17 protein-coding genes, 1 tRNA gene and 1 pseudogene are annotated in these 23,544 nt (G+C 41.6%); 17 read left to right on the forward strand and 2 right to left on the reverse strand.

The features are described from left to right. Positions 1 to 101 precede the first annotated feature (101 nt). The 5 genes from L4D74_RS17940 (at position 102) to L4D74_RS17960 (ending at position 4,281) form a co-directional block, all read left to right on the forward strand. A complete protein-coding gene (locus L4D74_RS17940) occupies positions 102 to 2,297 on the forward strand; it encodes a hybrid sensor histidine kinase/response regulator (RefSeq protein ID WP_428753737.1) in 2,196 nt (731 codons plus the stop codon). Positions 2,298 to 2,764: 467 nt separating this feature from the next. After that, positions 2,765 to 3,214, forward strand: coding sequence for an L-alanine exporter AlaE (locus L4D74_RS17945; RefSeq protein WP_428753739.1), 450 nt, complete (start codon positions 2,765 to 2,767; stop codon positions 3,212 to 3,214). Positions 3,215 to 3,353: 139 nt separating this feature from the next. Next, a tRNA-Ser gene (locus L4D74_RS17950) sits at positions 3,354 to 3,441 on the forward strand. 166 nt (positions 3,442 to 3,607) lie between these two features. Beyond that, positions 3,608 to 3,853, forward strand: coding sequence for a hypothetical protein (locus tag L4D74_RS17955; RefSeq protein WP_428753740.1), 246 nt, complete (start codon positions 3,608 to 3,610; stop codon positions 3,851 to 3,853). Further along, complete coding sequence (locus L4D74_RS17960; RefSeq protein ID WP_428753741.1) at positions 3,850 to 4,281, forward strand: hypothetical protein; 432 nt, start codon at positions 3,850 to 3,852, stop codon at positions 4,279 to 4,281. The genes L4D74_RS17955 and L4D74_RS17960 overlap by 4 nt, the downstream gene beginning before the upstream one ends. 43 nt (positions 4,282 to 4,324) lie before the next feature. On the opposite strand, the gene L4D74_RS17965 is transcribed toward L4D74_RS17960, so the two are convergent. Further along, positions 4,325 to 4,492 (reverse strand): DNA repair protein RadC, encoded by a 168-nt coding sequence (locus L4D74_RS17965; protein WP_428753742.1) that lies wholly within the window; start codon positions 4,490 to 4,492, stop codon positions 4,325 to 4,327. A gap of 118 nt (positions 4,493 to 4,610) precedes the next feature. Between L4D74_RS17965 and L4D74_RS17970 the strand changes: the two genes are divergently transcribed. The 12 genes from L4D74_RS17970 (at position 4,611) to L4D74_RS18025 (ending at position 23,277) form a co-directional block, all read left to right on the forward strand. After that, complete coding sequence (locus L4D74_RS17970) at positions 4,611 to 4,736, forward strand: AlpA family phage regulatory protein (protein WP_428753743.1); 126 nt, start codon at positions 4,611 to 4,613, stop codon at positions 4,734 to 4,736. Between the two features lie 183 nt (positions 4,737 to 4,919). Then, positions 4,920 to 5,204: a hypothetical protein gene (locus L4D74_RS17975; protein WP_428753745.1), complete on the forward strand. Its 285-nt coding sequence runs from the start codon at positions 4,920 to 4,922 to the stop codon at positions 5,202 to 5,204. A 296-nt stretch (positions 5,205 to 5,500) separates the two neighbouring features. Beyond that, a complete protein-coding gene (locus L4D74_RS17980; protein ID WP_428753746.1) occupies positions 5,501 to 8,275 on the forward strand; it encodes a DEAD/DEAH box helicase in 2,775 nt (924 codons plus the stop codon). A 256-nt stretch (positions 8,276 to 8,531) separates the two neighbouring features. Beyond that, entirely contained in the window at positions 8,532 to 8,702 is a 171-nt protein-coding gene (gene mads1, locus L4D74_RS17985; protein ID WP_017038628.1) for a methylation-associated defense system helix-turn-helix domain-containing protein MAD1, read from the forward strand. Further along, entirely contained in the window at positions 8,699 to 10,177 is a 1,479-nt protein-coding gene (locus tag L4D74_RS17990) for a type I restriction-modification system subunit M (RefSeq protein WP_428753747.1), read from the forward strand. The genes mads1 and L4D74_RS17990 overlap by 4 nt, the downstream gene beginning before the upstream one ends. Next, entirely contained in the window at positions 10,177 to 11,934 is a 1,758-nt protein-coding gene (locus tag L4D74_RS17995) for a DUF262 domain-containing protein (RefSeq protein WP_428753748.1), read from the forward strand. Before L4D74_RS17990 ends, L4D74_RS17995 begins: the two co-directional genes overlap by 1 nt. Beyond that, a complete protein-coding gene (locus tag L4D74_RS18000) occupies positions 11,934 to 13,391 on the forward strand; it encodes a type I restriction-modification system subunit M (RefSeq protein WP_428753749.1) in 1,458 nt (485 codons plus the stop codon). The genes L4D74_RS17995 and L4D74_RS18000 overlap by 1 nt, the downstream gene beginning before the upstream one ends. Next, on the forward strand, positions 13,388 to 14,584 hold the full coding sequence (locus tag L4D74_RS18005) for a restriction endonuclease subunit S (protein WP_428753751.1): 1,197 nt from the start codon (positions 13,388 to 13,390) through the stop codon (positions 14,582 to 14,584). Before L4D74_RS18000 ends, L4D74_RS18005 begins: the two co-directional genes overlap by 4 nt. Before the next feature lies 1 nt (position 14,585). Next, a complete protein-coding gene (locus tag L4D74_RS18010) occupies positions 14,586 to 17,579 on the forward strand; it encodes a type I restriction endonuclease subunit R (protein ID WP_428753753.1) in 2,994 nt (997 codons plus the stop codon). After that, on the forward strand, positions 17,579 to 19,390 hold the full coding sequence (locus L4D74_RS18015) for an AAA family ATPase (protein WP_428753754.1): 1,812 nt from the start codon (positions 17,579 to 17,581) through the stop codon (positions 19,388 to 19,390). The genes L4D74_RS18010 and L4D74_RS18015 overlap by 1 nt, the downstream gene beginning before the upstream one ends. After that, positions 19,383 to 21,302, forward strand: coding sequence for an N-6 DNA methylase (locus tag L4D74_RS18020; RefSeq protein WP_428753756.1), 1,920 nt, complete (start codon positions 19,383 to 19,385; stop codon positions 21,300 to 21,302). Before L4D74_RS18015 ends, L4D74_RS18020 begins: the two co-directional genes overlap by 8 nt. Before the next feature lie 271 nt (positions 21,303 to 21,573). After that, positions 21,574 to 23,277 carry a class I SAM-dependent methyltransferase gene (locus L4D74_RS18025; RefSeq protein ID WP_428753757.1) on the forward strand — a complete coding sequence of 568 codons (1,704 nt, stop codon included), beginning with the start codon at positions 21,574 to 21,576 and terminating at the stop codon, positions 23,275 to 23,277. A 148-nt stretch (positions 23,278 to 23,425) separates the two neighbouring features. Here the strand turns inward: L4D74_RS18025 and L4D74_RS18030 are convergent. Then, a pseudogene (locus L4D74_RS18030) lies at positions 23,426 to 23,544 on the reverse strand (ATP-binding protein); the annotation flags it as partial.

Raw genomic sequence — 23,544 nt, forward strand, 5'->3', positions numbered from 1 at the left:
ATAAAGCTATAGATCAGTATCGTGATTGTCATTTTATTCGGCCATAAAAAATGACGGCATACATTGGTTGCCCCTCAAGACAAAGGACTGTTTCGCTCATTATGTTGATCCGAAAATCTTTGAAGAAGAAAAGCATCGTCGCATTAACGATCTACCTTGCGATTTTTATTGCGGTTTTTGGCAGTATTACTTACTGGGTGGTGGAGTCGCCAGTGCGGCAAAAGCTGCAAGAAAACCTCGATATTAAAAATGAATTTCTGGCCTCCGAGATGTCAGCGCCTTTGCATAGCTCGGTTGGGGTACTCAAAAGTGTGGTAGGGTTAGGGCAAGCGATTCAGGACAGGCAAGCACTTGACGCTGCGCTTCGACAGATTTTCAAACTTAACGACGGCATTGTGGTGAGTGGCGGCCTGTGGCCTGAACCTTTTTCTATTCGCGCTGATGAGCGCTTCTCCAGTTTGTTTTATAATCGCACTGCCAACGGTGATGTAGATAAAATTGATCTTTGGAACAACCCACAAGCAGAGGGTTATCACACAGAGCCATGGTACACATCGGTATTCGATAAGCCAGTGAATACCGTCGCGTGGTCTGAAGTGTACATCGACCCTTATACCCATGTTCAAATGATTACCGCCTCTTCTCCTTATTATATTGATGGCGTGTTTGCTGGTGTGGCGACGGTGGATTTGTCACTCAATAATCTCATTCGTTTTGTAAAACGCAAAGCTAAAGACCAAGATCTCGGTATTGTCGTGCGTGATGCGAACCACCAAGTCATTACCGAATATAATTTTCGGGTGAGCCAAGATATCTACACCAGTAAGCGCAGCTTTGGCGATTTCAATTGGCATTTGGAAGTGGTGAATTCGCGACATCTGGTTGCGGACCAAGTGTTTGACATCGTAATGGGCGTTGAACGAGGCATCATTCCTTTGCTGCTAATCTGTGTGATGCTGGGCTACTACTTAATTAACCAGTATTTGATCAAACCCATCGCCATTATTGCCAAAAAAGCCGATGCGTCGCGTCAGGGAGGCAGCATTGACATGCGATATGACAGCCCAGATGAAATTCGCTACCTGATCGACTCCTTTAACCAAAAAACCGTTTATCTAGAACAAGAACGCATTAAGGCGCAAGCCTCAACCAAAGCCAAAACCGCATTTCTTGCCACGCTATCCCATGAGATTCGCACGCCAATGAATGGCGTACTCGGCACGGCTCAGTTGTTACTCAAGTCAGACTTAACCATTGAGCAGCGCAAGCACTTAAAAACGCTCTACGGTTCCGGTGAGCATATGATGGCGCTGTTGAATGAAATTCTCGATTACTCAAAAATAGAGCAGGGACATTTAGAACTTGAAAAAAGCCCGTTTCCGCTTAGCTCCATCATTGGCAGTATTCACAGTGTCTACCACACCTTGTGTAACGAAAAGGGACTGACCTTTAACGTCTACTCTGATGTGGATGAAGCTCGTTGGTACGAAGGCGACAAAGCCCGTTTAAGGCAGGTGCTGTTTAATCTGCTTAACAACGCCGTTAAATTTACCTCGGAAGGGCAGGTAGACGTACACTTTAGTGAATTGACTAAAGACGATAAAAATCAACTCAACATTCGGGTAAAAGATAGTGGTATTGGCATTTCATCTCACGCTCAATCGCGCATATTCAAGCCTTTTGAACAAGCGGAATCCAGTACTACACGCCGATTTGGCGGCACGGGCTTAGGGCTGGCGATTGTAAAAGAAATAGTGGACGGTATGGATGGTGATATCGTCCTCACCAGCCAAGAGGGGCAGGGAACACAATTTGATATTACCTTGCAGCTGGATTGCTGCGAGCCACAAGCTTCAGCCATTCATGTTGAAAGAAAGCTCGATTACCGCGGGTTGAATGTGTTGATAGTGGAAGACAACCGCACCAATACCATCATTATCGAGACTTTCATGCGCAGAAAAGGCTTTACCACCCATAGCGTAGAGAACGGAGAGCTGGCACTGTCGGCCATTACCGAACGCCAGTATGATTTAGTGTTAATGGATAACCACATGCCAGTAATGGATGGTGTGGCCTCTATTTCTGAGATCCGCCATATGGATGGCCCAGAAAAAGACATACTTATCTTTGGCTGTACCGCAGACGTCTTTAAAGAAACCCGAGAGCGCATGTTAGCGGCAGGCGCAGACTTTATCGTGGCAAAACCTATCGACGAGCGCGTATTAGATGATGCGCTGTATCAGTACGCTGGTAAGCTATTTCAATACCAGAGCACGACGCACTCACCAGCCTCCTGAACTCAAACCTCCCAGCCGCCAACTTCAAACTAACCATTATCCGCTAGAGGGCGAACCTCTAGCGGTGCTCCCATGCTTATATGTGCGCTTGCTATTCCTTTCTCTTTTTATAGATAACGCGTCATAAACATAAATGACGTGCTGCTAGCCGCTGATGACGAGATAACACACAAATATCATACGGGATGCAACGCCCTTTCTGGTATTTAAGTTACCAAACCATCGCGCCAACTGCCTGATTGTAGGTTGGAAATCACCATTGTGTAGTAAAATTACGTAATCTAGTACTTTAATCTGACTAACCCTTAGTTATTGGTGATTAATTTACCATTTAACTTTAAATACGGAATGTAAAACTAATAATTTGGTGGTTTAATAGCGTGAATTGCTAGTATACTGCTTGTGTCTAGCTTATTGGTTTGGTTGTGCCTAAATTTATTAGGTAATTATTCTGTAGGAAAGAAGCGGTGAAACCTAAAGCTCCATTTTGTCTTCGCAACGCAGCAGCAGATACGTTTGCTATGGTTGTATTTTGTATTGTGTCGGGCATGCTTATTGAAGTGCTTGTGTCGGGTATGACGTTTGAACAATCGCTAGCATCGCGTTTACTGTCTATCCCCGTTAATATTGCCATCGCCATGCCATACGGCTTGTTTCGCGATTGGGCATTAAAGCAAGGTGCGAAAGTATCGAATTCAGGCTTTATGAAAGCCACCGCTGACCTTATCGCTTACGTGGCATTCCAATCGCCAGTGTACGCCGCGATTTTGTTAACAGTTGGCGCATCCACCGAGCAAATCATTACCGCGGTATCGAGTAATGCTTTGGTGTCTTGTGGAATGGGCGTACTGTACGGTTACTTCTTAGATTACTGCCGACGTTGGTTCCGCGTACCGGGTTACTACCACGGCGCGTAATCGCCGAACATTTGATCGAATTAAACAGAAAGTAGGCAAACAATTAAAAAAGAGCGCTTTTTTCCAAGTTTAGGGTTGACCAAGGCACGGATAATCATTAAATTAGCGCTCGTTGGCCAGCAAGGCTGACAAACAAAACGGTGAGTTGTCCGAGTGGCTGAAGGAGCACGCCTGGAAAGTGTGTGTACGGCAACGTACCGAGAGTTCGAATCTCTCACTCACCGCCACATTCTTAAAAAGAGACGCCTTTGGGCGTCTTTTTTTATGCCTGTAAGAAAATTCTGTTTATTTACATCCAGTAACCATCTGTAGCATCTCATCATTTGCGCTGTCGCGGCCAGTATAGTTAAATCCGTCCGCAGTGAGTTTTAATGAACGAGTAAGGGGTAGCCTGTGAACCATTTTAAGTGGAATGCATTTGGTGTGTTAACTCGAGTAGAGAAAACAGACGCTATGGTATTTATTGAAAATAGTGCAGGGAACGTGCGTAAAATGAGCGTGAAACGCTATAAAGACAGCGCCGATGTTGTGTATGAAAAAGCACAAAACCTAGTAGGGCAGAGCGTAATCATACGAACCAGCCAAAACACCAATAATTGGAGTGTCGATGAGTGGTTTAGTGAGATTGCGCCACTATGAGTGAACTAGAAACATTACTCTTAGGCACCATCGCGATCCTATGTATGCTATTTGGCTACCTCGCACACCAGCAAAATAAGCGCATCGCAATGCTGGAAAGCGCCCTAAACGAGTCATTAAAGCAAACCTCTTCTGCGGCCATCCAAACCCAGTATCCGACGCCTCCGGTTGCTTGCCCTCGGCAAACCCTGTTTGAGGCATGCATCGATGTAGTGACCCAACATGAACCCGATGATTTTGCGTACTCAGTAAAGAAAGTGTTTCCAGAGCATTTTCAATTTCGCTTCGCGGTATACGGCACTATGGTTGATGACTTGAGTTACTTTCTAGAGGTCAACACCGCCAATAGGTTGGTACTGCTTAGCATGAATGGGCAGAGTGTGAGTAGTTTTGCGAGTGTTGAGGAGTTTAGGGAATGGCTTCGGTAGTGGGGGCGTTTCCGGATAATTCTAATTTTGGATGTGTGTCCCTTTAAATTTCTGCCAATTTAAAGCGTAAGTAACCTGAGGTTGCCGTGAGACTTGAAAAAGCATCATCACGAACATAACGGTCTTTGATTATTTCAGCAGCTTCTTCGAGCACTCGGTACTCATATTCTTTTTGAGGTAACAGACTACCGTAACGGAGAAATTGGGACATATTCAGGCTTCCTGTATTAGTCATGGAATAGATTCGCAGAGATGACATATACCTGAAGAATTTTTGATTATGCGCACTCTGCGCCGATGCCACTTTTTTTACCGAACCTGCTTATCCCATGAGATTTCTAAAACTAAAAGAAGTAATGGAAAAAACAGCACTAAGCCGTTCAGCGATTTACCGCAAAATGAATGAAGATCAGTTCCCTCAGTCCATTGGCCTTGGGGATAGGGCTGTAGCTTGAGTTGAGAGTGAAGTTGATGAGTGGATGGAGCAGTGTCTAGCTTTAAGGTAATTCAATGTCGCTTTGTTTTTAGGGGAGCCGTCACACTCTATCATTCTTCTGTCATTCTTCATCGCCTTATGCAATCAGGCTGTATATTATCGTAACTTAATGATATTTGATGGTATTGATAGGCGTTAATTCGTGGATAGTAGAAAAGATGACTCGATAAATATATTGAAATCCTGGCATTTAGTGGAGTTTTTTCAAGCCTACTCAGTACCAGCTAAAGACGACAGTAAAATTGCACCAGTAAATGTGTCGTGTTACGAGTTGAAGTCTCGTGGTAACCATCTACTTCCGTGGCTAGATCCCGCGGCTCGTGATTTACTTGGTCTTACCCCGGGCAAAAAGTGTACTTATACCCTATATCTGGGGTTGTTCGATAAATCGGCGATAGATAACGAAGTGCGCAGTACTTTTCTATAGACCGCCAGGAGGAATGCTTCTCTGAAGAGATAGAGCAAAGAAGAGATAATGAAGGGGCGTCTTGTTTTGCTAAATTAATGTTGGATGAGTTTGGTACTCCCCGGCTTGATACCTTTTCGGTAAGCACGCTACCTTGGGCTTTAGCTGAGCTACTCGGGGGCAGGGCTGTGACGATATCTCAGGAACGATTTGATAGTCGGTGTGACGATCTTAACGAGTTTGTGGATCGCTGGGAAGCCACCTTGCCTAACCACCCTAGCTCAGAGGGAAGGCATACTCTTTGTGTGAAAAGTCTAATGAGTTTGGTTGAGGGGCTTTACCAATGGGCTGGTATTTCTAATCAAGATTTGTTGCTTTCAGAGAACTCAAAGGTTTACCCATTTCAGATGGCTTTTTATGAGTATGAGGCGAAGTCCGACAATCTTTTGGAGAACAAAAAGGCTCCAGGAAAAATGGAAGACGATAATGAATCTAAAGAAGACGAATCTCAGTTACCTATTCTAAACAGCTTTTATATTCGAGATATAGAGCGGGCCATTAATGCGATTTCCACTGGCAGGGCCAGCCAGCCCCTTAAAAGCTACTTGGGACAATCCAGTCATAAGCATGTTGATCTGTATACCAACGATTCTATACCGTTGATTCATAATCACTTGAACCCCAAAGAAACACCAGAAGGAAGATGGCTAACAGAGCCGGCACACAGCATGTCTTTAATGCAGCAGTTTGCTATCAATACTGTGTTCAAGGAGCTAGATACTGGCGGTCTTATCTCAGTTAACGGTCCTCCTGGAACAGGAAAAACGACGTTATTGCGAGATATAATTGCACAAAATATCGTTGAGAGAGCGAAAGTATTAGCGTCCTTTTCAAAAGCTCGCGACGGGGTAAGCCCTGAAGGGTTTCTTATTGAAGACCTTACTGATTTTGAAATGGTCGTTGCGTCCTCGAACAATGCTGCGGTTGAAAATATTTCAAAAGAGCTTCCTCAAGCAAAATCGGTAGCTGGCAGATATGCTGAAACTGGTTTTTTTCGCTCAGTTGCCAATCAAGTAAGTGCTGATGAGAAGAAAGGTCGTTTGCAACCTTTGGACGATAAAAAGCAGACCTGGGGGAATATTTCTGCTGCTATGGGAGCTTACAAAAAGAGGCGAAAGTTTCTCGACCGCTTTTTCTTTAATTACTACTATGAAAAAGGCAAGGAGCCAGCAGTTAGAGAGCCTTCTTTAGACTTCTTGAATTTTTGGCAGTACCGCTCAACTTATACAGGTCCTTCTTTTAACGCGGCCAAAAAAACTTTTAACGAGAAATTATCTCGTTTCCATGAACTTAATAACAAGCTAGCCGATTTTGACTGCTTGCAGAGTACTTTCGATGATCATCAATTCGATGTTGATTTACAACGAATGAATGATGCTCTAGATGAACTAGAAAACTATGCTAGTTCGCTCTCTGTGGAGTTAGATGCCCTTAATTTAACAAGAAACGCTAAAGTCAAAAGGGAAGAAGAAATCGCAGTTTCCATAGAGCTATTGAAGGTGAACAAGCCTGGTTGGTTCAGTCGGTTTTTTAACACCAAGAAAAATAGACAATACAAGGTCTCATTATCTCAAAAGCTAGGTGACTACGAGAATGTGAAAAAATCTATTCGGCTGATAACTGGGGATGTTGAAGCCAAAGAGATCGAAATAAAAGGATGTGCGAAGAAAATTTCACAGCAGCAGGTTGATATCGCATCTAAAGAGCTAGAGAAGAGAACGCTTCTAGATGAGTTAGATGTCTATAGAGAGGAGTTTAAGGGGTATCACTTACCAGAAACTACTGATGATATTGAGGGGCATGGCAGACAGAGACACGCGTGCTGGCAGCAGGAAAAGATCAATGCGCTGAGGTCTGATGTATACGCTGCAGCGTTACTGCTTCATGAGGCTTGGTTGATCGAGGCTAGCAATCTGAATAGTTTTCGATCCCAGATACATAAAGTTAGTGATGTTGTTTTAGGGAAGAGTAGCGAGAATGCACTAGCGATTTGGCAGATACTATTTATGTTTGTCCCTGTGGTTTCGACGACTTTTGCTTCATTGGGAAACATGTTTTCTAAGTTGCCCTCAGAGTCTCTAGGTTGGCTAATGATTGATGAGGCTGGGCAAGCAATACCACAAGCAGCTGTTGGAGGCTTGCTTCGCGCTAAGCGAGCAGTGGTTGTTGGTGATCCTCTGCAAATCGAACCAGTGTTTACTTCCCCACCAGAACTTATTGACTACTTAATGCAATCTAAGTTGCAAGAGGAATCTGAGAAGTGGGACCCTTGTATGTGGTCAGTTCAGACGTTGGCAGATCGCGTTAATCCATACGGATGTATGATAGACATGGATGGTGAGGACCAATGGATAGGCATTCCATTATGGGTCCATCGTCGATGTATAGAGCCTATGTTTAGCATTTCGAATGAAATAGCTTACAACAACCGAATGATACATGGTTCTGATAACGGTAAAGACGTTGAGCCAAGAGTTCATAAGGCTTTAGGACATAATCGATGGAATGATTCACAAGGAGACTGTGTACTCAAACAGTACAAACGTGAGTTGAGTGAAGATGTTAAAGCTCTTTTACTCGAATTAGCAGCACACCAGGGTGACTTAAGCAGCATCTATCTAATAACACCGTTTAAAGCGGTAAAAAAAGAGTTGAAAGAAGATCTGAGACACTGCAAGTCAGAGCTGCTCAGTAACTCGAGTTGGAATGGTAAAGAGTTTAACAACTTCTTGAATCATAACGTGGGGACTGTGCATACCTTTCAAGGTAAGGAAAATGATACAGTCATTTTGGTACTCGGTTGCGATGAAAAAAATAGCGGCGGGGCGTCTTGGGCTTCTTCGAAACCAAATTTGCTAAACGTTGCTGTTACCCGAGCCAAAAAACATTTGTTTGTCATCGGAGACATACAGGTTTGGTCTGACAAGCGCTATTTTGATAAAACATACATGAAGCTGAATCATGTTAGTAAGAGTGACTATTCACAGGACAAGAGCACCACTAAATGCAAAGAGACATCGCCCAGTTTCTAGGTGCTTGCCCTATGCGCTGTGAGGTATTGGGTTATGAACATTGCGACGAACCTATCGTTCAAGTCATCATCACATTGATCGCTATTGAATGCTAGCAGTGGAATAAATCCCCACCAGCTTTTTCTGGTGGGGATTTGTATTTTTTCTATGCACTCAGTCTTGTATTGAGTTATCTCACATTGCCCATTCCCCAATTTTCCCATATTCTCTCACTATCAATTCTGATGAACTAAACCAACATGAGATAACACTCTGAATGGTAGACCAAATATTAACCTTGAAAGAGGTGGCTGCTTACCTAAAGTTAGCCGAAAAAACAGCATATAGATTAGCAAGCGAAGGCAAACTACCAGGCTTTAAAGTTGGTGGTTCATGGCGCTTTAAGCGTGAAGATCTCGAAGCTTGGATAGAAGAGAGTAAAAAATGACAGAAAAACTAACGCTCTCCCAATTAGAGCAGTACCTATCAAAAGCAGCATGGATCTTAAAAGGCCCTGTTGACGCTTCGGATTTTAAAGTATACATCTTCCCATTGTTGTTTTTTAAACGTATCTCAGACGTTTACGATGAAGAGTACCGCCTTGCACTAGAAGAGTCGGGTGGCGATGAAGAGTACGCATCAATGCCGGAAATGCACCGTTTTGAGATTCCAACAGGTTGCCACTGGCGCGATGTGCGTGAAACAACAACCAATGTAGGTATCACGATTGAAGATGCACTGCGCGGTATCGAGCAAGCGAACCAGGAGTATCTATATGGTATTTTTGGCGATGCTCAGTGGAGTAACAAAAACAAGCTTTCTGATGAACTGCTTATTAACTTAGTAGAGCACTTCTCTCAACATACTTTGGGCAATCAAAATGTTGCACCAGATATGCTGGGTAATGCCTACGAGTATCTAATTAAGCACTTTGCTGATTTAACCAATAAGAAAGCAGGGGAGTTCTATACCCCTCGTTCGGTCGTTCATCTGTTGGGTATGATCTTAGCCCCTCATGAAGGCGAGACTATCTATGATCCGGCTTGTGGTACGGGTGGTATGTTGCTTGAGTGTGTTGATCACTTAAAAGACAACAAAGAAGACTACCGTACACTTAAACTGTTTGGACAAGAGAAGAACCTAACGTCTAGCTCTATCGCTCGAATGAACATGTTCCTTCATGGAATTGAAGACTTTGAAATCCTACGGGGTGATACTTTGCGTCACCCGGCTTTCTTTGAAGCTGACGGTCTTAAAACCTTTGATTGTGTGATTGCTAATCCACCGTTCTCTTTGAAGGACTGGGGCTCAGAAAACTGGGCTAACGATCCTTACGGTCGAAATATTGCTGGCGTACCACCAAAAGGCAATGGTGATATGGCTTGGGTGCAGCACATGGTTAAGTCTATGAACAGCACTGGCCGAATGACGGTTGTACTTCCTCATGGCGCACTCTTTAGAAAAGCAGCCGAGGGTAAAATTCGCAAGCAACTATTAGAACAAGACATGTTAGAAGCCGTTATAGGCTTAGGCCCTAACGTGTTCTACGGTACTCAGCTTGCTGCCTGTGTCATGGTGTTTAAACAAAACAAACCTGCTGATAAGAAAGGTAAGGTGATGTTTATTGATGCATCAGATCAGATTCGAGTTGGTCGTGCTCAAAACTTCCTAGAGCCTAATCATGTTCAGCTGATTTACGATTGGTACCATAATTATCAAGACGTAGAGAACTACGTCAAAGTCGCTTCAATGGATGAGCTGGCTGAAAATGACTACAACCTCAACATTCCGTTGTATGTCGAGAAGATCATTGAAGACAACTTACCATCTGTTGAAGAAGCGATGGCAGATTTGAAGCAAGCTTGGCAAGAAAGCCTTGATGCAGAAGAGAAATTTAAGAAAGTACTAAAAGGTTTCCTGTAATGGCTTACTCAAGTTTATCGATTAAGCAATTAATCACTGACATCAGCGATAACAAATACTATCTACCTGCCATTCAGCGTAAGTTCGTTTGGGGTGAAGAAAAAATATGTAACCTGTTTGACTCGATCATGCGCGATTATCCAATCGGCACTTTCCTTTTTTGGGATCTGTCAGCAGAAAAAGCAGACGAATACACCTTTTACGAGTTTCTTAAGAATTACCACCAGCGTGATTCAAAAAACGAGTTGGTAAGACGTAACTTCACTCAAGAAGTACGTGGTGTTTTGGATGGCCAGCAGCGTATCAGCTCGCTATATATTGCACTACAGGGAGTTTATTGCTCAAAAAGAAAATATGCTAAGAAAACCACTAATACGGCTTACCCAGAAAGACAGCTATACCTTAACTTATTTGGTGATGTGTCTGATTATCAATTTAAATTTTTAGAAGAAAAAGATGCTGCGGTAAAAGGTGAAGGGCAATTTTATTATCTGGTTAGAGATATTCTAACCAGGGCAAACGATGTTGATCCTTACGATATTTTGGACGAGCTAGCAGAAGCAAATCCAAATGATGAAAACTTGCTGGCTGCTAATCGTAAAGTTGCTCGCAGCAAGCTGCACTTACTGGTTAAAAAGTTGAACCAAGATGAAGTGATTAACTACTTCAGAATTATTGATAAAGACTTAGACGATATTCTTGATATTTTTGTTCGTGTGAATAGTGGCGGTACTATTTTATCTAAGTCAGACCTACTATTCTCGACCTTAGTTGCACACTGGGAAGATGGCCGTGAACGTATTGAACAGCTAATCGAATCTATGAATGGCGAAGATGGTCTGTTCAATTTCAATACTGATTTCTTAATGCGTACCTGCTTGTTTTTGGTAGACGCACCAATGGCATTCAAAGTTCAAACCTTTGACAAAAACAACATCGCAAAAATCAAAGACAACTGGGATGGTATAGTCAAAGCCTTAACCGAAACGTCTAAATTACTGCGTGAATTTGGTTTTAACAAAGCAAGGTTGTCATCAAATTATGCAGCAACACCTATTGCCTATTACCTATATAAAGGTGGCAAGCTAGATAAAGAAACCAAGCTAGAACTGAGAAAACTAGTCATTCACAGCTTGCTTAAACAAGTATTCAGTGGCCAAGCCGATACAGCCTTAAGCGGCCTAAGAGAAGGCCTGCGTGACCGTACTCAACAAGGCAACCCACTGAAACAAAGCCGTTTTGACTTTGGTAGTTATCAACACACCAAACTTAGCGGTGGTAAGCGTCTTACTATTGATACTGACGATGTTGAAGATTTTCTAGACTACAAAAAAGGTGGCTTCTGCTTTTTATTGTTAACCGTGCTTTATCCAGATTTAAAAGTTGACCAAATCAGCTTCCATCAAGATCACATGCATCCTCATAGTGGCTTTAAAACCCACGCCTTAAAATCTATGGGCTTAAACGATCAAACTATTGAGCAATGGCAGCATTTAAGAGATCAACTGCCAAATCTACAGTTACTAGAAGGCCAAGAAAATACAGAAAAGCAAGCCTCTCCATTGGACAAGTGGTTAGTGAATAATGCGGCAAACCCACAGTATTATCGCGAGCGCAACTACATCGTTGAAAACCAGTCTTTAAAGCTAGAAGACTTTGAACAATTTTTTGAAGCCAGAAAGCAGCTATTACGAAAGCAGTTACACCAAATATTTGATGTTGCTTTACACAATGAAGCAGCGGAGTTAACCGAATAATGATGACCCAACAAGATTTAGAAAAATACCTCTGGGGCGCAGCGACTACGTTACGTGGCACCATTGATGCGGGTGATTACAAACAGTACATTTTCCCATTGATGTTCTTTAAGCGTATCTCAGATGTATACGATGAAGAATTTGAAAATGCACTTGCTGAAAGTGATGGCGATTTAGAGTATGCAGCTTTTGCCGAAAACCATCACTTCCAAGTGCCAGAGGGTGCTCATTGGAACGATGTACGTGAAACTACGGTTAACATTGGTCTAGCGCTACAAAACGCAATGCGCGCTATTGAGAAGGCTAACCCCGATACCTTAGAAGGTATCTTTGGTGACGCAAGTTGGACCAACAAAGAGCGTCTTACAGATGCCATGCTCACAAACTTAATTGAGCACTACTCTGAGCTAACTCTGAACCTTAAAAATGTACCAGACGACAAGCTAGGTAACGCTTACGAGTACTTAATCAAGGAGTTTGCTGACGATAGCGGCCATACCGCAGCAGAGTTTTACACCAACCGTACCGTGGTCAAACTAATGACCATGATCATGGACCCACAACCGGGTGAGTCGGTGTACGACCCTACCTGTGGTTCGGGTGGTCTATTACTTAACTGTGCCTTGCACCTTAAAGGTGAAGGCAAAGAATACCGTACCCTTAAATTATACGGCCAAGAGATTAACCTATTAACCTCAGCTATTGCTCGTATGAACATGTTTATGCATGGTATTGAAGAATTCGATATTGTCCGTGGTGATACTTTAAGTAATCCAGGCTTGCTTGAAAATGACGAGCTGAAAAAATTCAACGTAATTCTCGCTAACCCGCCATATTCTATAAAGTCATGGGATCGGAAAGGCTTTGAAAGTGATCCTTTTGGCCGGAATATATGGGGCACACCGCCACAAGGCTGTGCAGATTATGCCTTTCAGCAACATATACAGAAAAGTCTGGAGTTGGATAATGGTCGCTCTATTGTCTTGTGGCCATATGGTGTGCTCTTTCGCGATTCTGAAAGAGAAATGCGGAAAGAGATGGTTAACTCTGACGTAGTAGAGTGTGTTATCGCACTAGGAAAAAACTTGTTTTATAACTCAGTAATGGAATCTTGCCTTCTCATAACAAACAACAGCAAGGTTCGTGAAAGAAAAAACAAAGTTTTATTCATTGATGCCCGCGATGAGGTCAAGACTGAGAAGACAATTAGTTCCCTTTCTCCCGAGAACATCAAAAAAATATATGATTCTTATGAAGCATTTAATAACGTGGAAGGCTTTAGTTATGTTGCTGAGCTTGAAGAAATTATCAAAAAAGATGCATCGCTAAATGTACCACTATATGTAAAGTTACTTGTTTCTTCTGGAACTAACCCGACCCAAAAATACAATAAGTGGTGCATGGCTTCAGAAAAGCTGCAGCAGGAGATGTCTAGCCTTTTGGGAGTAACGAAATGAGTATCGAATTATCTGGCCTTTTGCAAGATGTCGTCGCTGGTGGTAAATGGGAGAAGTATAGTTTTAGCGAAATATTTGAAAATGTCGTTGAAAAGGTAGCTCCTGTAAGTTCAAGCCTTGAACAATATATTGGCCTAGAACATTTAGATAGTGGGTCACTACACATCAAAAGATTTGGAGACCCTAAATCCCTTACTGGCGATAAACTAAAAATATATAAGGGTGATTATATTTTTGCTAAAAGAAATGCATATTTAAAAAGGGTTTCGCTAGCTAAAAAGGATGCAATTGCATCCGCACACTCATTGGTATTGAGAACCAAAATAGAAAAGTTTAACCCTGAGTTTATTGGATATTTTCTCCTGTCAGAGTTGTTTTGGAGTCGAGCCATTGAGATCTCAGTTGGTTCATTATCACCAACGATTAACTGGAAGTCTTTAGCAAAACAGGAATTCTTGCTGCCTGATAAGAGTACTCAAGGCGCGCTTCTTCCGATCTTGAAGTCTGCAGACACACAAGTTGAAAAGTATATATCATTGACTGATAGTCTATCGGTTCTTTTGCATGCAAAGTTTAAAGAGCACTCCAGGACCTCATCAACAATTCGAGTACTACCTGTTTGCGAACTGCTATTGGATAGCCCCAAAAATGGTTTCTCACCAAAAGCTAATAGCCATGGTGAGGGGGCTGTGACAGTAAGCATTGGTGCTGTTAATAATGGTGTTTTTGATCCTAGAGGCAAAGAAAAATATGCAGATGTCAGTAATGAAATTTTAGATAAGTTCAATGTGCGCCGCGGGGATGTCTTCATTGTTCGAGGAAATGGTAATAAGAACTTGTGTGGGCGAGCAGGTCTGTCGCTAAAAGACTATGCAGGGATGTTCTATCCAGATTTACTGATTCGCTTGCGATTTGATTCAGAACAGGTTCTTCCCGAATATGCAGCTTTTCTGTGGAACACAATGCAGTCTCATACTCAACTATTGCGATCGGCCAAATCGACGAATGGTATTTGGAAGGTTAATGGGGATGATATTAAGAGACATAATTTAGCTGTGCCGACCATTCAGGAGCAAAAAGTAGTTTTAGCAGAGTTAAGAGAGGTTAGAGAAAAGCTATCAGCATCAACTGATACTACAGAAAGTATGCGAGAGCTTTTCAACTCAATTATCAATAAAATATTTGAGGCATAGAATGGGATTTACCGAATTAAATAGTGTGGAACACTACATCATCCATCAAATTAGTGGTGTTAATTTAAATGACGCTCAAGACAAGAACCAAGTGGCTGAGCCTCAAACCACGTATGCATTGCAATGGGAATTTCAATCGCCAGAGCAGTTAGGCCGTGGTGTTAATGAGGTATTAGTAGAATCTGAATTGGTTAAAGCACTAATCCGCCTTAACCCAGAGATTGAAGCTAACCCGCATTTGGCTGATGAAGTAATACATAAGCTTCGCGCTATTTTAATTTCGGTAAATCAAGTTGGCTTAGTAAAAGCCAATGAAGAATTTTTCGCCTGGATGACAGGCGAAAAAACCATGCCGTTTGGCGAAAATAACCGCCATGTGCCTGTAAAGTTAATCGATTTTGAAGACTTAACTCGTAACGACTATGTTGTAACTAATCAGTTTCGTATTCACCACAGAGAAACCAAAATACCTGATGTGGTATTACTGATTAACGGTATTCCGGTAGTGGTGGGAGAAGCAAAAACACCAATTCGACCATCAGTAAGTTGGTTAGATGGTGCCCATGAAGTACATAGCATTTATGAAAATGCCGTGCCTCAGCTATTTGTGCCTAATATCTTAGCTTTTGCCACCGAAGGCAAAGAGTTGTTTTATGGTGCAATACGTTGCCCATTAGAGTTCTGGGCCCCTTGGCGCACTGAAGAAGACGATGATTTAAAAGGCATTGGCCAAGTATCAAAAGCGCTAGGGTTAACCGAGATTGGTAAAGAACTAACTGACTTATTAAGCCCGATACGTTTGCTCGATATCATGCGTAATTTTTCGTTGTTTACCACAAACAAAAAGAAACAACGTATTAAGGTAATACCTCGCTTCCAGCAATATGAAGGGGCGAATAAAATTGTTGAGCGAGTCATTGAAGGCAAAATCAAAAAAGGATTAATCTGGCACTTTCAAGGCTCGGGTAAATCGCTGTTAATGGTGTTTGCTGCACAAAAACTTCGCCGTGCCGCAAAGCTTAAAAGCCCAACTGTTATTGTACTGGTAGATAGAACCGATTTAGATACCCAAATTAGCGGGACATTTAATGCCGCTGATGTCGCTAATGTGGAATCAACTGATAGCATTAAAGAACTACAGCGAATGCTTGAGCGTGATACTCGTAAGATCATCATCTCGATGATCCACAAGTTCCGCGATGCTAAGCCCAACATGAATACCCGTGAAAACATCATCGTGCTGGTGGATGAGGCACACCGTACTCAAGAGGGTGACTTAGGCCGTCAAATGCGTGCAGCTTTACCTAATGCCTTCCTATTTGGTTTAACCGGTACGCCAGTAAACAAAGCCGATAAAAACACGTTCTGGGCATTTGGTGCAGAGGAAGACCAAGGTGGCTATATGTCACGTTATACCTTCCATGACTCTATTCGTGATGAAGCAACGCTGCCTCTACATTTTGAGCCACGCCTAGTTGATGTTCACGTAGATAAGGAAGCGTTAGACAAGGCATTTAAAGACTTTAAAGAAAGTGCAGCGCTGAGTGATGAAGAAGCTGATGCGCTTAATCAAAAGTCAGCCAAGATGTCAGCATTCTTGAAATCACCAGAGCGGGTTGAAAAGATTGTCGAAGACATTGCTATTCACTTTATGGATAAAGTCGATCCACATGGTTTTAAAGCCATGATAGTCACACCAGACCGTTATGCTTGCGTGCAATATAAAGAAGAGCTTGACAAACACTTCGATGAGGCTGCAAGTAAGGTCGTCATATCCACCAGCGCCAACGATGATTTAGAGTTCAAGCAAAAATGGGCTGTCGATAAGAGTCAGCAAGAAAAACTGGTAGACGAATTTAATGACGCAAAATCAGAACTAAAATTCCTGATTGTGACTGCAAAGCTGCTTACTGGTTTCGATGCACCTATCTGCCAAACAATGTACTTAGATAAATCCATCAAGGACCATACGCTACTGCAAGCTATCTGTCGTACTAACCGTTTGTACCCAAATAAAACCTTTGGCTGTATTGTCGATTACTTTGGTGTGTTTGATGATGCAGCGAAAGCACTAGAATTTGATGAAGAAAGCGTACAACAAGTAATTTCAAATCTCGCTGAGCTTCGTAGTAAATTGCCAAAAGCGATGCAAGATGCCTTGGCTCACTTTGTTGGCGTAGATAGAACCTTAGACGGTTTTGAAGGGCTAGAGGCTGCGCAAAACGCGATAGGGGACAACGATAAGAAAGACGCCTTCGCACTCGATTTTAAATACCTAGCCAAGCTTTGGGAATCGCTCTCACCAGACAGTGTTCTTGATGAATATAATGAAGACTATAAATGGTTAGCTCAAGTCTATGAGTCCGTGAAACCTGCATCTGACAATATCGGTAAACTTCTGTGGTTAACCCTTGGAGCCCAGACAACGCAGCTGATACACGACAACGTACATGTCGGTGATGTACACAACCTAGAAGAGTTTGTACTCGATGCTGATGTGATTGAAAACATCTTCAACAACCCAGACCCACGTAAAACTAAGCAGTTAGAAAAAGCCCTAGCTAAGCGCTTTAAAGACCGTGGTGATCTACCAGCATTCAAATCGCTTAGTGAGCGTTTAGAAGAGTTGCGTGACAAAGCAGAGAAGGGGCTAATTGCCTCAATCGATTTCGTAAAAGAGCTTTGTAAGATTGCCAAAGAAACTGTGCAAGCAGAGAAAGATTTAGACGATGAACTTCAAGAGAAAACACCTAAAGCAGCCCTAACGGATCTTTTCTTAGAGCTTAAAGACGACCAAACACCTGCGGTAGTTGAGCGCATCGTTACCGACATCGATGCCATTGTACGTATCGTCCGTTTCCCAGGTTGGCAAAACACCACAGGCGGCGAACGTGAGGTACAAAAATCTCTACGCAAGGCATTACTCAAATACAAGCTACACACAGACCAGATCCTGTTCGACAGGGCGTATGGGTACATTAAGGAATATTACTAATGGCAACTGTTTCACTCCCTCTACCCCCCAATGTTCTCCATGACCAACCACAGGAGTTAACGTTTGACAAAATCGCTACGTTCATCGGTGGGAATGGTTCTGGTAAATCAACGATATTAAAGTCTATTTTTGATGAAAAACTTAAGGGCTCGTTATACGAAGGCTTTAAGGTTGTGTGTTTTTCGTCAGGCCAAAATGAAAGTTATTCTGAACGCTTTGCCCATTATTTAAATACGGAACGTAAAGATAAAAGAGCACTAAACTTAGATTGTTTCTACTATGACAAGTCGCTGGCAAAGCTACTGATATTTTTATCAACCACCGGTAACCCAAACGGTTTGGTCCGCAAGTTTTTACGCCATAACGGTTATGTTATTGAAAGTGAATTTGAAGAAGATGATTCAACAAAAATTTCTTTTGATATTAAAGTTGATAAAGCATATGTAAGCTTAGTAGAGCAAGCTCAAAAAGAAGAAGATAAAGGCAACAGTGATGTTATGACCAACAAGGCTTATCATCTAACTCTAAGCAACTTTATTCACACACTAGTGAACGATAGCTATGATTTTAGTCAATCTCTAGAGCTGAAAACGATTCAGTTGTCTCAAAGTAAGTTATCCAATGTGTCTTTCGAGACCGATGAGCATACCTCTTTTGATTCAAAAATCATGTTCTTTACACAAGCCGCAGACAACGATTACTTTGTTGTTAAAAAAAGTTTTAGTCTTGAATTTGTGAAAGTAGATGGCTCCTCAGACGAAGAAAGTAAGCCATTACGCTTGGAGGACCTGAGCGATGGTGAGTATCAACTACTTTTTCTGTATGCTTTAGTTGATCTTTTTGATACAGAAAATACTTTGTTTTTGTTTGATGAAGCAGATTCTCATCTCCATTATAAAAATATCGACCATTTATGGGCCACATTCAATAAAATAAGCGGTAGAGCTCTGACCACCACTCACTTAATAGATTCAATATCTAAATCTGGCATAGATAAGCTTAAGGTCGTTGATAAAGGTGAAATAAAATCTGGAGAAAAAATAAGCTACCTTGCATCTCGACTTAAAGAATTATCAGAAATCAATAATACACAACTTAAAGCAATGTCGATCGCAGAAAATATTGTTTTTATGGATGATGAAGATGATTGGATTATTTTCAAGCAATTGGCTATAAGAAAACTAGCTGACACAGAAGAAAAAACAACCCAAATGAGTTCTTTTCTTAATAGGTTCATAGTTATAAAGCAAGAATCGGGTTTTGAAAAAGATACTCAAGTATTTGGTCATGCAAAGATAAAAAGACTTGAAAATTTTGTAGGCTATTTGGAAGGGCATTTACACAATACAAAGAACGTGTATCTAATATGTGATAGAGATGAGTATCTTTTGAATAATATTGGTACTGAAAAATGTAACTTGTTAGTTCAAAACAATGGTACTCAAAAATTCAATAAGAACAAACTGACGTCTCATTTACTTTCTTGGAAAAGAAGAGAAATCAAGCATTACTTGGTTAGCCCAACAGCTCTTGCGAACACTGTTGAAGATCTTAATGATAGCTTTGATTTAGGTACTAGAACGAGGCTAACTGAAGGCAAAACAGGTGATTACGATACTAGTGGAAAATACAACGATAAGTTAGCATCAATTGAATCTAGCTTGATTAAAGATATAATCGACCCCTATGTCAAAGTTGAGGTTGGTTTTTGTTCCAATAAGACACAAGATTTTGTAAATAGAATACCCAAAGAAGAAATTAGTGAAGATATTGTAGATATGTATAACTATTTGGTGAAAACTAATGAATAATAATAGATTGATAAATATCATTGAGCTCTTAAAAAAGGATACAGGTATTAACAATGCTATTGATGCCGTTGAGCAATTGTCACTGTTACTATTAATTAAGTATCTCCATGAGGCTGTCTCGAAAGAGGTGTCAAACGAAAATCATATTGGCTCGTTTAGAAAATCACTTTTCGATCTGGATTATTTGTCAAAAGATTTTTTTGAAATTGACTTTTATGTTTTAAGAGATAGATTAATCGATATTTCAGATAATATTCGTTTTAGTGAAAATGAATTATCACATAGCGTTTTCTCTTGCCATAACTGGAGAAAAATTGAAAATATTCTAGAACAGATACCTTTTCGAATAAGATCAAAGAAAATTTTAGATGTGATAATACATAGGTTGGAAGAGTTAGATTTATTAGAAGGTATTGAAATTGACTTTGACTATCTGTTGCTGAATATGGTGAAGGACTCTAGTTCATCAGGTGCATATCACTCTCCAAAACCATTAATTAAGGTAATGGTCAATGTTCTAAGCCCTGAACCACGAGCTACTGTTTATGATCCTGCCATGGGAACAGGTGGAGCTTTTGTTGAGGTAAATAAACACACGAAAGATAAGAGCAACTTTAATGGTTTAAAATTTGTTGGCAATGATCTCAGTCCATTCGCGCATTTGATAGGAACTTTGAACTTACTTCTCAACGATATCGACATTAGTGGAGTGTCGATAGCTGATTCATTGCTAGATAGACATGATCAAAAATATGAATTTGTTATCTCGGGAGTACCTTTCGGTAAGGTTAGTGAGTTAAGTAAGTACGAATACGATTACCATGGTTATAGCGGCAGTCTCGAAGCAATGTTTCTTAAGCACACGATGGATAAGCTGGCAAAGGGTGGGCGAGCTGCGATAATGATTCCAGATGGCATTTTATTCGGTAGTGCAACACATTTAGATGAACTAAAGCGACAGCTGCTAACGCAATTTAATCTGCACACCGTTCTGAGCCTTCCCAAAGGTACGTTAGCACCATATTCAGGCGTGAAAGTTAGTGTCTTATTTTTTGATAACATCGAGTCAAAAAAAGACATTTGGTACTATGAGCTAAGCTCGGACAAACCTTTGAATAAGTTAAACTCAATTATTGACTCTGATTTTGAGGACTTTACGTCATTGTATGAACGTAGAGAAGTTAGTGAACATTCTTGTCTAATAAACAAGGAGTCTTTACTAGAAAATAAATTACTTAACCTTTCATTTTCTTTACCTAAAAAAGAAGCGGGATTGAAGTTCGATAAACAGAAAATGATTGCTTCGTTGAAAAGCGAACAGTCAGCCTTGATGACATCAATTGAAAAGCACTTTGAGCATATGTCTCAAAACCTCGAGGTTAAGTATATACATCAGATCAAGTTAAAAGATGTTTGTAAACTCAGGTCTGGAGACAGACTCAATAAATCAGAAGTAAAGGGTAGTGGAGAATTTCCTGTATACGGCGGCAACGGAGTAATAGGGTTTAATGTAGAGTCAAACAGGCCCGGAGATTCAATCGTAATTGGTAAGGTAGGCGCACACTGCGGAAACATACACTTTCCTAGTCAACCTTATTGGTTAACCAGTAATGCTATGAGTTTGGAGCTACTAGATACCACGAGGGTGTATCTACCCTACCTAGCTCATGTTTTAAAAAGCCTAGACCTCAACAATCTGGCAACAGGTACTGCTCAAAAGTTTATTTCTATCAATAAGTTATATGAAGCAGAGGTTTCTTTACCTAGTCTCGAAAAACAGAGGGAACTGAGTGGTTGGTTTACTTCTATTGAAGAAAGTAAAAGTAAGATACAAAGCCTGTTAGAAGGTTTTAGCAAAGACATTGGAACCATCTCAACGGAATCAATTAATGAAAAGGCGCTTAAAGAATGAGACTGTTACTTCTTAAGCTGACTAGGTGTTTTTGTGAGGTTTATCGCAAATATGACATGTGTGACAGAGTGTATATCCCCGAAAGTCGACTTGCTATAAGTCACTTAATTTCAATGAGATAACGTCGAAGTTCGACTTCCTCACTCCCAAGCTCAAAACCTCAGCAGAAATGCAGGGGTTTTCTCGTTCCAGTTTCCATCTTCCTCCACACACATTCGCATTCAGTCTAATTTCAAGTTACTCTGTCAAAAGTTAACCTAATGGCATTCATATGACAGCAACCTCTTCTTTCTACAGTAAAAACGCGCAGCTTTTGTCTGAGCAATACAACGCATTGAACTTCGATAAAGTACATGGTGCTTGGAAGTCGCATTGGCCTTTAGCTGGTGATGTTGTGCTGGATGTAGGAGCGGGATCTGGGCGAGATGCAAAGTGGATGTTAGCGCAGGGAGCAGAGGTGTTTGCGCTTGAACCCTGCAAAGAGCTACTTGAGTTAGGCAAAGCGTTTACTGGCCCTGAGGTTACTTGGATAGAGGATGAATTACCAAGTTTAAATCAAATACAGAACCTTGGAATTCGCTTTGATGTCATTTTGGTAAGCGCTGTATGGATGCATATCGCGCCAAGTGCACGGAGTCGCGCGTTCCGAAAGTTGTCGAATTTACTCGCGTCCAATGGAAAGCTTGTTATTAGCTTACGTCATGGTGATTTTGAAGATGGACGAGTGGGCTATCCTGTATCGGTAAATGAGCTAGAACAGTTTGCGCAAGACACCGCGTTGTTAGCCCGACAGGTTCAAGACTCAGAAGACTCAATGCAGCGCGATAATGTAAGCTGGCAGACAGTGGTGTTCTCTTTGCCTGATGATGGCTCGGGTGATCTAAATAAAGTGCGCCACATTATCGTTAATGACAACAAGAGTGCCACCTACAAACTTGGCCTATTGAGAGTGTTATTGAGGATCGCTGATGCCCATCCGGGCTGTGTAACCGATAAAACAGAAGGTGACATTGAGATTCCGCTTGGATTGGTGGCACTGTACTGGATTAAAGCGTACAAGCGGTTGTTAGACCACGGAAACCTACAGCAAAACAATAATAGTAGTAAGGGACTCGGATTTGTAACGGACGACGGTTGGCAGCTTATCAAGCATATTTCAGCGGATGATTTGGCGGTAGGAAGTTGGTTCACAGGGGCGGAAGCAATCGCTATCCAGAAAACCATTCAAGCGACAATCAAAACAATGAAAGAAGGGCCCATAAAGCATATTTATACAGGCGCGGGAACAAATCGAGTCTATGAGTTCTCTACTTTACCCGCTCGCAAGCGACGAAAAAACAGCGACAGTGTTTATCTAGATACGGATTTCTTCAGCAGTTTTGGTACCTTTGTATTGAACCAAAGTTTGTGGGAGTGTTTTCGTCTCTATAACTCTTGGATAGAGCCATTAGTGGTCAACCAGTGGGTGAGGCTGATGCAACGCTTTGAGCTTAACCAAGCCAATAATGTTTCGCTACAAACATATCATGATTGTTTGGTTTGGCTTGAGAAAGACCATGATACTTCCGAAGTACGCAAGCGCGTGAAACAACTGCAAAGTGATGGGCAATACAATACGAGTGTTTGGAGTACGCGAAAATTGAACCAAACGTTTCATGTGGACCATTGCTTACCATTCACCTATTGGCCGAACAATGATATGTGGAACCTCCTACCTACCACAAAAAGTGAAAACTTGGAGAAAAGCGATAGGTTGCCGAGTAAAACGCGCTTAGGAGAGTCTAAGTCTCGCATTGTGTCTTGGTGGGGCCTTGCGTGGGGTTCTCAAGAGCGTCATAAGCAGCGTTTTTTTACTGAGGCATCGCTGTCCTTACCCAATATTCCACCTCAATGCAGTGACTTTGAAGAAGTGTTTGAAGCGATGGGGCTGCAGATTCGTGGTGTCAAAAGTCGATTATTAATTAACGAGTGGTAGACACGGTTCACGTGAATTAATTCTAATTAACGATAATACGCCTCAACCCTGCGTGCTATTGTCGGAGTATGTATTAGTGTCAACGCCAGTTTAAAATTGACCCACTTATCGACGTTATCGCCGAAGTAAAACTGACCCACCCACGTAATTAACTTCTACTTTCAGATAGATTTTCTAGTACAGTTGGTATGGTTCCAGCCGCCTTTTTTCCTCGTAATCGATAGCTTTCTCCGCTGATTTGTACGATGTGTGAGTGATGAAGAAGCC

The organism is Vibrio cionasavignyae, assembly GCF_050337155.1.
Taxonomy (GTDB): Bacteria; Pseudomonadota; Gammaproteobacteria; order Enterobacterales; family Vibrionaceae; genus Vibrio; species Vibrio nomapromontoriensis.

Excerpts from the sequence above, each read along its gene's own strand:
- L4D74_RS17940 (WP_428753737.1), top strand. The coding sequence starts at position 102 with ATGTTGATCCGAAAATCTTTGAAGAAGAAAAGCATCGTCGCATTAACG.
- L4D74_RS17960 (WP_428753741.1), top strand. The coding sequence starts at position 3,850 with ATGAGTGAACTAGAAACATTACTCTTAGGCACCATCGCGATCCTATGT.
- L4D74_RS17965 (WP_428753742.1), bottom strand. The coding sequence starts at position 4,492 with ATGTCCCAATTTCTCCGTTACGGTAGTCTGTTACCTCAAAAAGAATAT.
- L4D74_RS17970 (WP_428753743.1), top strand. The coding sequence starts at position 4,611 with ATGAGATTTCTAAAACTAAAAGAAGTAATGGAAAAAACAGCACTAAGC.
- L4D74_RS17980 (WP_428753746.1), top strand. The coding sequence starts at position 5,501 with ATGAGTTTGGTTGAGGGGCTTTACCAATGGGCTGGTATTTCTAATCAA.
- mads1 (WP_017038628.1), top strand. The coding sequence starts at position 8,532 with ATGGTAGACCAAATATTAACCTTGAAAGAGGTGGCTGCTTACCTAAAG.
- L4D74_RS17990 (WP_428753747.1), top strand. The coding sequence starts at position 8,699 with ATGACAGAAAAACTAACGCTCTCCCAATTAGAGCAGTACCTATCAAAA.
- L4D74_RS17995 (WP_428753748.1), top strand. The coding sequence starts at position 10,177 with ATGGCTTACTCAAGTTTATCGATTAAGCAATTAATCACTGACATCAGC.
- L4D74_RS18000 (WP_428753749.1), top strand. The coding sequence starts at position 11,934 with ATGATGACCCAACAAGATTTAGAAAAATACCTCTGGGGCGCAGCGACT.
- L4D74_RS18005 (WP_428753751.1), top strand. The coding sequence starts at position 13,388 with ATGAGTATCGAATTATCTGGCCTTTTGCAAGATGTCGTCGCTGGTGGT.
- L4D74_RS18010 (WP_428753753.1), top strand. The coding sequence starts at position 14,586 with ATGGGATTTACCGAATTAAATAGTGTGGAACACTACATCATCCATCAA.
- L4D74_RS18015 (WP_428753754.1), top strand. The coding sequence starts at position 17,579 with ATGGCAACTGTTTCACTCCCTCTACCCCCCAATGTTCTCCATGACCAA.
- L4D74_RS18020 (WP_428753756.1), top strand. The coding sequence starts at position 19,383 with ATGAATAATAATAGATTGATAAATATCATTGAGCTCTTAAAAAAGGAT.
- L4D74_RS18025 (WP_428753757.1), top strand. The coding sequence starts at position 21,574 with ATGACAGCAACCTCTTCTTTCTACAGTAAAAACGCGCAGCTTTTGTCT.